A 12,725-nucleotide genomic window follows, 5' to 3' on the forward strand; every position below is an offset into this window, starting at 1 on the left:
GGCGCCGTCGTTACAGTTGGCTGCCATGCAGCCCCGTTCGCCCGCGGTGGTCGGCAGACACCGGGAGATCGAGGGTCTTCACCGGCTGCTGGCCGATGCTCGCGGCGGGCGCGGCGGCGCGGTCTTCCTGGCCGGCGAGCCCGGGATCGGCAAGAGCCGGCTGGCCGCTGCGGCCGCCTCCAGCGCACTCGACGTCGGTATGGCGGTCCTGCGTGGCCGGGTCGGCGCGATCGGCACGATGGTCGCGTTCAGGCCGTTCACGGAGGCGCTGCTGTCGCTGGTGCGGCGCGGCGGGATGCCCGCGACCGACGCTCTCGGACCGTACCGGCGCGTGCTGGGACGTCTGGTCCCGGACTGGGACGACGGTACGTCGCACGACACCTCGGCTTCGCCGATCCTGCTCGGCGAGGCCGTACTGCGGCTGCTCGCGCTCGTCGGGAAGGACCGCGGCTGTCTGCTGGTCCTGGAGGACCTGCACGGTGCCGACCCGGAGACGCTGGCGGTCACCGAGTACCTGCTCGACAACCTGGACGGGCAGCCGATCGCACTGGTCGCGACGACGCGGGACGAGGCCTGTCCGGCGTACGACTGGCCAGCTCGTCGGCACAGCGTGGCGCGGCCGGACTGGTCGCGTTACCGCCTCTCCCGCGCCATGACGTGGCTGAGCTTGCCGCAGGCTGCCTAGAGGTTTCGGTTGATGGCGTACCGGAGCGACTTGTCGATCAGTTGTGGCTGGACAGCGCCGGAGTCCCTTTCATCGTTGAGGAACTACTGCAGGAGGCGGCCCGCTCCGGCCAGCTCGTGACGAGCCCGGACGGCCGCGTGCAGGTGGCCGATGACCTGCACGGGAACGTGCCGGACGCGGTAGTGCGCAGCGTCAACAGCAGGACGGCGCAGCTCGGGCCACAGTCGCAGAACATCCTGGTGCTGGCCGCTGTCATCGGGCACCGGTTCCCGTTGAGCGTCGTACGCAAGGCCACCGGGGCGGACGAGCGCTCGCTCCTGACAACGCTCCGGGCTGGTACGGCGGCGCAACTGGTCGAGCCCGACGAGCCCGCGCCGGACTGGTACGCGTTCCGGCATCCGCTCACCGCCGACGCGTTGGTGACCGGTCTGACGCCGACCGAACGGTCCGCGCTGGCCCGGCGCTGTGCGGACGCGGTCGAGGAGCTGTACCCCGGACTGCCCGGCGAGTGGTGCCCGATGGTCGCGGAGCTCGCCGAGACCGGCGGGGACCGCGGCCGCGCCGGGCGACTGTTCGCACTCGCAGGGCGCCGGTCGTTCGACGACGGGTCGGCCGGCTCGGCCGTCAATCTGCTCGACCGCGCGAACGCCCTGCTTGCCGATGCCGACGTCATCGACCGGGCCGACGCCCTCGGTTCGCTGCTGCTCGCCCTCAGCGCAACCGGCCGGCTGGAACACCTCGCCGTTCACGCGGACACAGTCGACGAGCTCGCGGACCGTAACCTCGACAGCCGCAAGGTGGCCGCGTTGCACGTCCAGCTGGCGAACGCCGAGATGATCGCCGGCCGCTGGGCGGACGCGCTGACACACGTGGCGACCGCCCGCTCGCTGCTCGGGCCCGAGGCGGACGATGCCGATCTCGCACCGGTCGACGTCGTCGCGGCGAACCTCGAACTGGCCCGGACCAACCCCGACCGGATCGAGACCGCCGCCGCACTGGCCACCCGGGCCGTCGCGGCCGCCGAGCGTGCCAAGCTGCCCGAGGTGGCCTGCGAGGCCCTGGACCTGCTGGGAATCCTGGCCCGGGAGCACGACCTGGACCAGTCGATCGCCTATTTCCACCGCGCACGCCAGGTGGCCGACGACCACTCGCTGGCGTTCCAGCGCGTCTGCTCGCACATCTTCCAGGCGGGCACGATCTGCCTGGCCGACGGCAGCGTCCACGAGCTGGAGCGCGCCCGGCAGCAGGCCCTGCGGATCGGGGCGATGCCGCTGGCCTACGAGATCGACGGCATCCTCGGGCAGCAGGCGGTCCTGCGGTCCGAGTACACGCGGGCCGCTGCGATCATCGACGAGTGTCTCGAGGTCACCCGGCGGCTGCGGGTCGGCCGCTCGGCGACGTACTTCCTGGCCACCAAGGCGATGCTGGAAGCCCACCAGGGCCGACGGTCCGCGATGGAGGCGGCCCTGGCCGAGGCCGCGAACTGGGGCGGCGAGCGGGCGTCGTACGAGCTGCCGTACTCCTACGGTCTGGCCAGGACTTTCTGCGCGCTCCTGGAGGAGGACCGTGAGCTGGCTGAGGCCGACATGGCACAGGCGCTCGAGTACGACGCGCAGAACCCGACCACGCTGCACATGGTGGGTAAGAACGGTCTGGGGCTGCTACTGGACGTACTGTCCGGCCGGAGCGGCTGGGCGCAGTTCAAGACGGTGACCGCGACGGCCGCCAGTGGGATGCGGTGGAACAAGCAGTTCGTGCAGCTGGCGCATGCCGTACTGCTCGGACGGGATGGACAGGTCGAGGCAGCCAATGCCGCGGTGCGGGCGGCGATCGACACCGCCTCCCTGTACCCGATGGCGGGTCAACTGGGTCTGCGACTGGTCGCGGAGCCCGCCCACGCGGATGGGTGGGGTGTACCGGTCGGGTGGTTGCGGCAGGTCGAGGAATACTTCCACAACGCCGGCATCCCGGCGGTGGCCAGCGCCTGCCGCGGTCTGCTGAGGCAGTTCGGTGCGACGGTGCCGCAGCGGCGGAGCGGTTCCGAACACGTACCGCCGTCCCTGCGTCAGCTGGGCGTCACCGCGCGGGAGTACGAGGTGTGCCGATTGCTCCTGGACCGGATCGGTAACAAGGCGATCGCAGCCCGGCTGCACATCTCGCCGCGAACCGTCGAGAAGCACGTGGCCGGTCTGCTCACGAAGACACAGCAACCGGACCGCGACGCGTTGAGCAGTTTCGTCCGGAGCGTTCTTCGGAACTGAGCAGTGCCGATTCCGGGCACGGATGCGTGTGCAGGACGCTCCGGGACCTCTCGGGTGATAGTTGTCGACTCACGCACCGGTGTCCGCCAGTCGGCGCGCGCAATGGACAGTATTTACGAACGCTCGCTATCTATACTGTGCGAGTGGCAGGCAAGGGGTCGGACATGAGCAAGGGAACGGTCGGCGGCGGCGGTACGACGATGCTGCGGCGGATCAATGTCGCCTCGGTCCTGGATGCGGTCCGCCGATCCGCGCCCGCACCGCTGCGCGTCGCCGAACTGGTCGAACGCACCGGTCTGGCGAGACCGACGGTCGCCCAGGCCGTCGACGAGCTGCTCGACGCCGGCTGGCTGCAGCAGCACGGCCCCGACTCCGCGGACCGCTCGCTCGGCCGCCCGGCCATCCGGGTCTCGCTGCGCGGGCGCGCCGCTCCGGTGCTCGGTCTCGACGTCGGCCCGCACCGCGTCACCGTCGGCGTGTCCGATTTGGCCGGTCGCAAGCTGTCGCTGGTACGGCGCTCCGGGCCCGGCTGGACCGCGCAGGAACTCCTCGGGGTCATCAGCGAGGTGATCAACGAGGCGCTCGCGGAGGCCGAAGTACCGGCCGAGGACATCGCCGCCGCAGTGGCGGCGAGCCCGGGCATCGTGGACGAGCACACCGGCCGGGTCCAGCTGGTGCCGAGCGTGCCGGGCTGGTCGGCGATCGACCTGATCAAGCACGTCCGCGGCCTGCTCGACTGCCCGGTCATGCTCGACAACGACGCGAACCTCGCCGCGCTGGCGATCGCGGCCGCGCGCGGCGGGACCGGCACCCTGCTGGCGGTCCAGTGGGGTGAGCGTCTCGGCGCCGGCATCGTGATCGACGGCCGGCTGCACCGCGGCACCGGCGCGGCCGGTGAGATCGGCTTCATCGCCACCGGCCCCGACGACGTGATCAACCCCGACGACAGCCGCGGCCCGCTGGAGCGCGCGGTCGGCTCCGAGGCGATCGCGGCGCTCGGTCGTCAGGCCGCGCTCGACAACCCGCAGTCGCGACTGGCCGAGCTCGGCGGCGAGCAGCTCGACACCGCGGACGTGTTCGCCGCGGCGGCGGAGCGTGACCCGGTGGCACAGGCCGTCGTACAGCAGGTCGCTCGGGCGTTCGCGCGGGCGTTGGCCCCGTCCGTCCTCGTGCTCGACCCGACAGCCGTCGTGATCGGCGGCGGTGTCGCGCGCGCCGGCGCCGTACTGCTGGACGCCATCTCGGACCAGCTGCGCCTGCTGACTCTCAACCACCCGAAGCTGGAGCTCTCCGCACTGGCCGAGGACGCGGTGGTGACCGGCGCAATGCGCATGGCCCTCGACGAGGTCTGGCAGCGCAAGCTCCCGACACCGGCAATGACCAGCACTACTTAGGCCCTTTCACCAGCTTGGTATCGGGCGCGCCGCACCGGCAGGTGTAGGCGAGCTCGTACAACACCTGCCCCCCAGATCCACCCGGCGGTCCAGGCCCGTCACCATGCTCATCGGCAGCAACATGCGCCGGTCACAGGCCGCACAGGTAATGACGATCATCGCCGGTGCCAGCCGTAGGCGCGGTTCAGGTAGAGCCGGTGAACCAGACGCCAACGCCCCTGAACATCATCAAGCCACCACTTCCACCGAAGGCTTGCCGCTATGCGCTCACTCATTGTGCCCATCCACTACAGATGATGACTGCCACGACTGTTTCAGTGGACTAATCGTACGTCGCCCTTGGCCCCCAGCGAAAGGGGCGCACATGGGCGAGCACAGGCGCGACTGATCGACGCCTGCCTTGTTGCAGACCGTCCATGGACCTAGTGCAATTGAGTACATGGCCAGCAAGGCGCTCCCAAACCAGGCTCGACCGCTGGACATCACTGGCAGTGCGGACCTGCAAACAGAGATCGACGCGGTCGCCGGCCTGCTCTCGAAAGGCCCAGTGGCAGATGGCGGCCTCGCGTGGGATGTGGACGGCAAGAAGGTGATCGTCCGCCTTGTCGGTCGTGTCGACGGGACTTCGGCGATCGTCGAAGGTGTGAAGGCGTCGGTTCTGACCGCGGCTGACGGATTGATGGCCAAAGGCTTCAGCGTCGAGTTCCGATCGGTCCGTTACTCGCGGTCCGAACTGGAGGAGCTGGCCGCCCGGCTGTTCTCCACTGTGGAGGAGTGGGCGCCGGGCCTGACGACGTACTCCAGACGGACCGGCACCCGCACTGGACTTGGTGGCGGTTGGGACCCCGAGAAGAACCGGGTCGTGCTTGTCGTTCCGCAGGAAAAGAGTGCGGCATGGAGCGAGCGAGTGGGCGCACTGAACGACGACCGAATCACCCTCGAGACCTACCTACCGACACCTGGCGGCATCGAGCAAAGGCGCCCGCGACTCTGACGTCACTAGGGCCGATCTACCCCGGAAACGGCGGCGGCGATGGCGTCAGGGCGGTCCAGGTGGACCAGGTGGGCTGAGTCGGGGAGGACTTGTACGGTTCCGGCCAGGTGGTTGGCCAGGCGTTGTTGGCCGGCTAGCCAGCGGTTGGCGGTGAAGCGGGAGGTGCCGCCGGTGGCTACCAGCAAGGTGGTGGGGGCTATGGCTGCTGCGGGGCCTGCCACCAGTTTGGCGACCTCCGCTGCCAGTTCCCAGCTGCCGGCCAGTTCGTCCCAGAACAGCAGCCACGACGTGTCTCCGCCGTACCGTGCTCTGGCTGTTGCCTTCGACAACAGATCCTGGTTCGACATGCTGCCGAGTCGCACGATCAACCGCCGCACGGCCGGACCCAGCAACCGCGGTACGCCGGCCCGCCCCAAGAAGCGGGCCACCGCACGCATCGCCCGGTCCCCCTGCTTCCCGGGATAGAAGGCGCGCAGCCCGGTCTCCGACGTGAGGCTGGTGTCGACCAGCACCAACCTGGTCACCTCGTGCGGCCGCGTCAGCGCCCACCGCAGTACGGCCAGTCCACCGATCGAGTGCCCGACCAACCCGATCTCCGCGCCCGGCTGTACGCCGGCCGCCGCGCGCAACGCGTCCACGTCGGACGAGATCGGCGTCCGCCACGGATCGATGACGCGAACGTCCTCCCCCGGCAACAACTCGACCACCCGACCGAACTCCTCCGGAGTCTCAGCCAGGCCAGGCACCACGATCCACGTCACGGTCATCGGGGTAAAGCGTGCCTCAGACCTGGTAGCAATGTCCCCAGCATTACGCAGACGAGCAGTATCGCTACGCGTTGGAGGATGCCTGGGGCGTGCAGGTCGTTGCCGGTGACGACGTCGTAGCCGGTCTGCAGGCCGAGCCAGGTCTGCGTCACTACGACCCCAAGAGCGAGTACGCCGACCACCTTGCCTCGGGCTCGGCCCCAGCCGGACCGGCGGAGGACCAGGACCGCGAAGACGCCCATGACGATGCTGCCGAGGCCTGCGAGTGTCGAGGTCACCTCGTGCAGGACCAGTGCTATCCCTACCTGGCCGTTCGCCTCAGCTGCGCGGCACGCGGCGCTGGCGGACGGTGCGCAGTCCATCGGCGAGAAGGAGTCGAACAGTGTGCCGAGGCCGAAGACCGCCGTACCGGTCAGCAGACCGGTCACTTCCCACCGGAACCGCGCTGCCGGTCTGGCCAGCAGTACGGCGACCAGCAGCAACACGCCCGTCGCCAAGTCCATGGCCCGTGCGTACAAACTCGTGGGCTGGTCCCGGGCGCCCAACTCACTGAGGAACGAGTGCTGGACGTCGAGCGGAAAACCGGCCGCCGCCTCCAGCAGCAGGCTGCAGTACAGCACACCGGCAGCGAGCATCAGGTTGCGGATGAGACGGTAAGGAAGGGCGGCCATGGCTACACCGTGGCATGTCAACCTAAGTATTGACTGTGGCGTCAGCTGTACTGTCGAGGTAGTGCTAGGTCGACCGAAGTCACAGCGAACTAGTGGGATGATCGGCTGGTGCGGTCGGAACAAGCAGCAGTGATCCCGGCGTGGCAGCACCGGGCCGCGGTCTGGGTGGGCCGCGTCGTCGTGCTTGCCTCGGTGTGGTCGTTCATCGCCATCCCGTTGCACGTCGCCGCCCCGATATTCGTCAAGCACGTCGACTTCGCGTTCGACTTCGTCGGGATCCCGGCCGGGCACACGATCTTCTCCGCGGTCTACCTCGCGGTGGTCGGCAGCGCGTTGCTGCGCGGGAAGCGAGCCGCGCTGCTCTGGGTGCTGTGGGTCTTCGAGGCGCTCTGGTTCCTTGCCCAGGTCGCCGGGATCGCGTTCACCAGCGTCCGGCTCGCCAACCCGACCGACGCGGACCTGCTGCGCGACTTCGGTCCGGCCAGTGTCCAGGATCTGGAATGGGGCATCGTCCAGGCGATCGTGGTGGCCGCGATCGTCGTCCTGCTGTGGAAGATCCGGGGCGCGTTCCCGGCCCGGCTCGCGCCCGGTAGCCGGCGGCTCGCCATCGGCGCGCTGGTGTTCGGCATGCTGATCTCGATCGCGGTCAGCATCACGCTCACGCAGCTCTTCCCGCGCACGCTCAGCGGGCAGCGGCAGAAGATCGGCTGGGCGGTGATCGCCGCGCTCGGTCAGTCCCGCAGCAAGATGGGCGGGCACGAGGGCCACGGCTGGATCGGCCTGACCGTCGGCGCGATCTCGGCGGCCTCGCTGGTGATCGCGTTCTGGATCTTCCTCCGCTCGGTTCAGCGCGTCCGGTACCTGACCCAGCCCGAGGAGCTCGAGGTACGGCGTCTGCTCCTGCTGCACGGCGAGCGGGACTCGCTCGGGTACTTCGCGACGCGCCGGGACAAGGCCGTCGTGTTCGCACCGGGCAACGACGCCGCGATCGCGTACCGGGTGGTGAACGGCGTCAGCCTGGCCAGCGGGGATCCGCTGGGCGATCCGGTCGCCTGGCCCGCGGCGATCCAGAGCTGGCTGACCGAGGCCCGCCGGTACGGCTGGTCGCCGGCCGTCCTGTCGGCGAGCGAGGAGGCGGCCCAGGCGTACGTCGACGCCGGGCTGCGCGCGTTGTCGATGGGTGACGAGGCGATCATCGACGTCGCGGACTTCACGCTCGAGGGCCGGACGATGCGGCCGGTGCGGCAGGCGGTGACGCGGGTCCAGCGGGCCGGGTACCACGCCGAGGTCGTGCGGCACGGGGACCTGTCGCCCGAGGCCTTGGCGCAGTACGTCCAGCTCGCCGAGCAGTGGCGCGGGGCGCGGACCGAGCGCGGGTTCTCGATGGCGCTCGGCAGGCTCGGCGATCCGACCGACGCGCGCTGCGTGATGGTGATCGCACGGGACGCCGAAGGCGCCGTCCGCGGACTGCTCTCGTTCGCTCCGTGGGGTGTCCGGGGCGTGTCGCTGGACCTGATGCGGCGCGATCCCGAGTCCGTGAACGGCTTGATGGAGTTCATGGTGACGTCGCTGGTCGACGCCTGCGGCGATCTCGGCGTGCACCGGATCTCGCTGAACTTCGCGATGTTCCGGGAGATCTTCAGCGACGCCGAGCGGGTCGGCGCCGGGCCGGTGCTGCGGCTCACGAACGCGTTGCTGACCGCCGGTTCACGCTTCTGGCAGCTGGAAAGTCTCTATCAGTCGAACGAGAAGTACCTGCCGCGCTGGTCGCCGCGGCTGATGTGCTACTCACGCGGTGCGTCGCTCGCCCAGGTCGTGTTCGCGGCCGGTACCGCGGAGGGCTTCCTGCCCGCGCCGCGGCCGTGGACCCGTGTCGACAGCGTCGAGACGGCCGAGCGGCACGCGATCATGGCCGCGGACGGCCGCGCGTTCGCGACCGCCGTCCACGAACAGGAAGAGGAGTTGCTGCGGCCGGCGCTGCCGACCCGCAAGCTCACCGAACAGGAGCAGATCCGCCGGACGAAGCTCGCCGAGCTCGTTGCCGCGGGCATCGACCCGTACCCGGTCGAGGTGCCGCGGACGGAGACCCTGGAGCAGGTCCGGGAGCGGTACCCGAACCTGCCGCCGGACCGCCACACCGGCCACACCGTGTCCGTGACCGGCCGCGTGCTGCGGATGCGGAACCACGGCGGCCTCGCGTTCGCCCAGTTGCAGGACGGGCTCACCCAGCTGCAGGTGATGCTCACCGCCGCGTCGTGCGGCGACGTACCGCTGGACCGGTGGCGGCGGCTCGTCGACATCGGCGACCACGTGAGCGTGACCGGCGAGGTCGTGACCAGCCGCCGCGGTGAGCTGTCGGTCGCGGCGACGGACTGGGTGATGGCGGCGAAGTGCCTGCACCCGTTGCCGGACAAGCGGAAGGGTTTCACCGATCCCGAGGCGCGGGTCCGGCAGCGGCACCTCGACCTGGTGATGAACCCGGACTCGCTGCGGATGATGCAGCAGCGCAGCGCCGCCGTCCGCGCGCTGCGCAACGGGTTCGAGAACCGCGGGTTCATCGAGGTGGAGACGCCGATGCTGCAGGCCGTGCACGGCGGCGCGAACGCACGGCCGTTCGTCACGCACATCAACGCCTACGACACCGAGCTGTTCCTGCGGATCGCGCCGGAGCTGTTCCTGAAGCGGCTGACCGTCGGCGGGATGGGCAAGATCTTCGAGCTGAACCGGAACTTCCGCAACGAGGGCGCGGATGCGACCCACAACCCGGAGTTCACCTCGGTCGAGGCCTACCAGCCGTACGCCGACTATCACGTGATGCGCGAGCTCACCCGCGAGCTGCTGATCGAGGCCGCCACCGCGGTGTACGGCAAGCCCGTCGTCCGCCGCGACGGCGAGGAGCTCGACATCTCCGGGGAGTGGCCGGTCGTCACGGTCCACGACGCGGTCGGCCGGGCGGCGGGTACGGCGATCGACTCGGAGACGTCCGTCGAACGACTCCGCGAGCTGTGCGCGAAGCACGACGTCCACACGACCTTCGAGATGTCGGCCGGCGAACTCGTGCTCGAGCTCTACGACGAACTCGTCGAGCCGACCACGACGCTGCCGACGTTCTACACCGACTTCCCGCTCGAGACGTCGCCGCTGACCCGTAATCACCGCACGAATCCGCGCCTCGCCGAGCGCTGGGACCTGGTCGCGTTCGGGGCCGAGATCGGGACGGCGTACTCCGAACTCGTCGACCCGGTCGAGCAACGTCGCCGCCTCACCGAGCAGTCGCTGAAGGCCGCCGCGGGCGATCCCGAGGCGATGTCGCTGGACGAGGATTTCCTGTCGGCACTGGAGTACGCGATGCCGCCGACCGGCGGTCTGGGCATCGGCGTCGACCGGGTGATGATGATGCTCACCGGCCAGAACATCCGCAGCACGCTGGCGTTTCCGTTCGTCCGTCCCGCACCACGGGACTGATGCCTTACCCTGGACAGCTCACGGGTCGGGGAGACCCTGGGGGTGGGATGAAGCGCTGGCTTGCGCTCTGTATCGGGGTGTGTCTGGTTGCGGGCTGCGGCGGGAAGCCGGAGGCCGCGCCGAGCCCTGGCACGTCGGCTTCCAACAGCGCCGTGCCCGCGCCGGCGTCCTCGGTACCGACCGCCGGTCCGCTGGATGCGGCGGCTTACCAGGCCGAGCTGACCCGCATCGACCAGGTGCTGGCCGGTCCGGCGCGGGCACTGACCCGGGTCCGGACGGCCGAGGGTCTGAGCGAGGCGATGAGCACCCTCGCGGTGTCGCTCAACACGGTCGGGATCCGGCTCGCCGCGCTGACGGTCACGTCGCGGCTGTCCGGCGCCCACGCCCTGCTGCAGGAACGCATCGGCGTGGCGGCGACGCGGCTGACGAGTTCGGCGCAGAAGACCGAGGAGGACGCGCGCTGCGGCGGCGCCGCGCACACCTCGCAGAAGGTGCAGCGACAGTTGCGTACCGACCTCGACGCCGCGCTCGTCCAGTTGCAGCGGCTCCGGCTGACCTTCGGCAAGACGCTCCCCGATCCGGGTCCGGCGCCGGAACAGACACGGCCCGACAACGGCGACGTGCTGGTACGGCGGGGTGCGAACGGAATCGGCCGGCTCAAGATCACCAACGGTACGTCGAAGGACGTGGCGATCTCGATCGTCGGCGGCGGGCAGCCACCCGGCAGTCCACAGGTGATGGTCTACCTCCGGGCGACCGGGTCGGCGACCGTGAACCGGATCTCCGGCGCGTACCGCCTGTATTTCAAGAGCGGCACGGACTGGGACGCCGACCACCGCAGGTTCCTCGCGGACTGCACGTTCAAGAAGTTCGACCAGACCTTCGGCAAGAACCAGGCCTGGCAGGTCAACCTCCAGCCCCGGCCGGGCGGCAACGCCGACACCACCGAGGTCGAGGCCTACTGAGCGGGACTCAGAGGTCGTCCGGAAACACCCTGAACGCCTTGTGCGGAGTCAGCGGCCGCACCGCCCGAAAGTCGCGCCGATCGAGCGTCAGAACCGCATCAGTCCGGTAATCGGCAGCCACCGCCACGGTGACCGCGTCGGCGAGATCGAGATCCAGATCGGCGTACCTGCTCATCACGGCCAGAGCAGCCGCCAAGGTCTCTGCGCCGACGTCCGGAATTTGGAACCGCATCCGTCGCACCTGGGTGGTCAACAACTCGAGGATCGTCGAGCGCGCAGCCGCACCGAGCCGAGCTCGGGCCAGGTGATCCACCTCCGCGAGGACAAGCGGCGACAGGACGACTGTCCCGGCTTCTTGCAGCAACTTCCTACAGGAGGGACCTTCCGGTGCGTTGCGATCGAAGGCCGCGATGATGCCGGACGTGTCGGCGACGACGATCACCGGTCGGTACGGCGCGCGACCACGTCGCGAATCTCGTCCTTCGTCACCGGCTCGCCGATGCCGTCGAACGTCGGCCAGTCGAGCGGCTCGTCCCACACCCGGTTCGCCATCGCGGCCAGATGGATACCCTCGCGGATGATTTCGGCCTCAGGAATTCCCCGCCGCCGAGAGGCGTCCTTGATCAGCGCCAGATCCTCGGGATCGGCGTACACATTGGTGCGCTTCATCGACATGTACCAACCCTAACACACGTACATCCGCGGCTAGGTCCTGTCTGGTAATTCGGCGCCGTAGCGACGAGTGCCCCGCAGTAGGCGATGGATTACCAGACAGGACCTAGAGGCCGAGCTTGTCGAGCAGGTGGCCGAGGATGCCGCCGAGGCCCCCGGAGGGTTGGTCGGGGTTGTCAGGTGTCGACGGCGGAGTGCTCGGCGTCGTGCTGGTCGGGGATGCCGTCGGGCTCGTCGACGTGCTCGGACGGCTGGTCGGCGTCGTGGTCGGGTCGGTGGACGGCGGCGCGGTCGGTACTGTCGGCGGCCGTTTCGTCGCGACCGGGACGGTCGGCTCGGTGGTCTGCACGATCTGCGGCGTCGGCGTGCCCGCGGCGACCGTGGGGTACGGCGTGCCGAGACCGACCGGCACCTGGACCTCGCCCGTCTTGGTTGCGCTCGGCAACGGCGTCGGCGCCGGCGGCGTGACGCCGGGCGTGGCGGCCGGGGTCGTGCTGGTGTGGGGCGGGAGCACGGCGACGTTCTGCGTCGGCTCGCCCGGCTGCGGGCCGGCGATCGGCGCGGCCGGCTCGGGTCCGCCGCCGGGCAACGGCAGGAAGCCCGCACCGATCCGCGGGCCGCCGAGCAGGGCGACGAGGACAAGCGCGAGGTAGCAGAACAGCAGGAGGCCGGCGCCGGCTGCGACCTGGCGGCGACGTCGCGGGTTCTGCCAGGGCGGACGGCGGGAAGCCGTGGCAGAAATTGGATTCACAAGTCCCGGAGGGTATCGGTTGCCGAGTAGTTTCAAACAGTAGGTGGAAGAAATTCCACCGAGAAACTCAATAGTTTAGTAATTCTGAACCACTTACGCA

At 69.6% G+C, this 12,725-nt stretch carries 11 protein-coding genes; 6 read left to right on the forward strand and 5 right to left on the reverse strand.

All coding sequences use genetic code 11. From position 1 onward, the window contains the following. Positions 1–25: 25 nt before the first annotated feature. The 4 genes from ABZX12_RS19645 (at position 26) to ABZX12_RS19660 (ending at position 5,334) form a co-directional block, all read left to right on the forward strand. Positions 26–685 carry an ATP-binding protein gene (locus ABZX12_RS19645; protein WP_355694918.1) on the forward strand — a complete coding sequence of 220 codons (660 nt, stop codon included), beginning with the start codon at positions 26–28 and terminating at the stop codon, positions 683–685. Between the two features lie 137 nt (positions 686–822). Then, complete coding sequence (locus ABZX12_RS19650) at positions 823–2,946, forward strand: LuxR C-terminal-related transcriptional regulator (protein ID WP_355694920.1); 2,124 nt, start codon at positions 823–825, stop codon at positions 2,944–2,946. A 164-nt stretch (positions 2,947–3,110) separates the two neighbouring features. Further along, positions 3,111–4,340, forward strand: coding sequence for an ROK family transcriptional regulator (locus ABZX12_RS19655; protein ID WP_355694922.1), 1,230 nt, complete (start codon positions 3,111–3,113; stop codon positions 4,338–4,340). 439 nt (positions 4,341–4,779) lie between these two features. Next, on the forward strand, positions 4,780–5,334 hold the full coding sequence (locus ABZX12_RS19660; protein WP_355694924.1) for a hypothetical protein: 555 nt from the start codon (positions 4,780–4,782) through the stop codon (positions 5,332–5,334). A 5-nt stretch (positions 5,335–5,339) separates the two neighbouring features. On the opposite strand, the gene ABZX12_RS19665 is transcribed toward ABZX12_RS19660, so the two are convergent. After that, positions 5,340–6,101, reverse strand: a complete 762-nt coding sequence (locus tag ABZX12_RS19665) for an alpha/beta fold hydrolase (RefSeq protein WP_355694926.1) — start codon at positions 6,099–6,101, stop codon at positions 5,340–5,342. Next, positions 6,098–6,772: a DUF998 domain-containing protein gene (locus ABZX12_RS19670; RefSeq protein ID WP_355694928.1), complete on the reverse strand. Its 675-nt coding sequence runs from the start codon at positions 6,770–6,772 to the stop codon at positions 6,098–6,100. The genes ABZX12_RS19665 and ABZX12_RS19670 overlap by 4 nt, the downstream gene beginning before the upstream one ends. A gap of 108 nt (positions 6,773–6,880) precedes the next feature. Between ABZX12_RS19670 and lysX the strand changes: the two genes are divergently transcribed. Together lysX and ABZX12_RS19680 are read left to right on the forward strand one after the other, a co-directional pair. Next, positions 6,881–10,237: a bifunctional lysylphosphatidylglycerol synthetase/lysine--tRNA ligase LysX gene (gene lysX, locus ABZX12_RS19675; RefSeq protein ID WP_355694930.1), complete on the forward strand. Its 3,357-nt coding sequence runs from the start codon at positions 6,881–6,883 to the stop codon at positions 10,235–10,237. Between the two features lie 47 nt (positions 10,238–10,284). Then, entirely contained in the window at positions 10,285–11,202 is a 918-nt protein-coding gene (locus tag ABZX12_RS19680; protein WP_355694932.1) for a hypothetical protein, read from the forward strand. A 7-nt stretch (positions 11,203–11,209) separates the two neighbouring features. Here ABZX12_RS19680 and ABZX12_RS19685 read toward each other — a convergent pair whose 3' ends face one another. The 3 genes from ABZX12_RS19685 to ABZX12_RS19695 form a co-directional block, all read right to left on the reverse strand. Continuing rightward, positions 11,210–11,644 carry a PIN domain-containing protein gene (locus ABZX12_RS19685; protein ID WP_355694934.1) on the reverse strand — a complete coding sequence of 145 codons (435 nt, stop codon included), beginning with the start codon at positions 11,642–11,644 and terminating at the stop codon, positions 11,210–11,212. Then, entirely contained in the window at positions 11,641–11,877 is a 237-nt protein-coding gene (locus ABZX12_RS19690; RefSeq protein ID WP_355694936.1) for a ribbon-helix-helix domain-containing protein, read from the reverse strand. Before ABZX12_RS19690 ends, ABZX12_RS19685 begins: the two co-directional genes overlap by 4 nt. Positions 11,878–11,980: 103 nt before the next feature. Beyond that, positions 11,981–12,625, reverse strand: coding sequence for a hypothetical protein (locus tag ABZX12_RS19695; protein WP_355694937.1), 645 nt, complete (start codon positions 12,623–12,625; stop codon positions 11,981–11,983). Positions 12,626–12,725 lie beyond the last annotated feature (100 nt).

The sequence above is a fragment of the Kribbella sp. NPDC003505 genome, assembly GCF_040610875.1.
In the GTDB taxonomy this organism is placed as follows: Bacteria; Actinomycetota; Actinomycetes; order Propionibacteriales; family Kribbellaceae; genus Kribbella.

Bases quoted from the DNA above. Each gene is read 5' to 3' on its own strand.
- ABZX12_RS19655 (WP_355694922.1), top strand. From the start codon at position 3,111: ATGAGCAAGGGAACGGTCGGCGGCGGCGGTACGACGATGCTGCGGCGG.
- ABZX12_RS19680 (WP_355694932.1), top strand. From the start codon at position 10,285: ATGAAGCGCTGGCTTGCGCTCTGTATCGGGGTGTGTCTGGTTGCGGGC.
- ABZX12_RS19665 (WP_355694926.1), bottom strand. From the start codon at position 6,101: ATGACCGTGACGTGGATCGTGGTGCCTGGCCTGGCTGAGACTCCGGAG.
- ABZX12_RS19690 (WP_355694936.1), bottom strand. From the start codon at position 11,877: ATGTCGATGAAGCGCACCAATGTGTACGCCGATCCCGAGGATCTGGCG.
- ABZX12_RS19670 (WP_355694928.1), bottom strand. From the start codon at position 6,772: ATGGCCGCCCTTCCTTACCGTCTCATCCGCAACCTGATGCTCGCTGCC.
- ABZX12_RS19645 (WP_355694918.1), top strand. From the start codon at position 26: ATGCAGCCCCGTTCGCCCGCGGTGGTCGGCAGACACCGGGAGATCGAG.
- ABZX12_RS19660 (WP_355694924.1), top strand. From the start codon at position 4,780: ATGGCCAGCAAGGCGCTCCCAAACCAGGCTCGACCGCTGGACATCACT.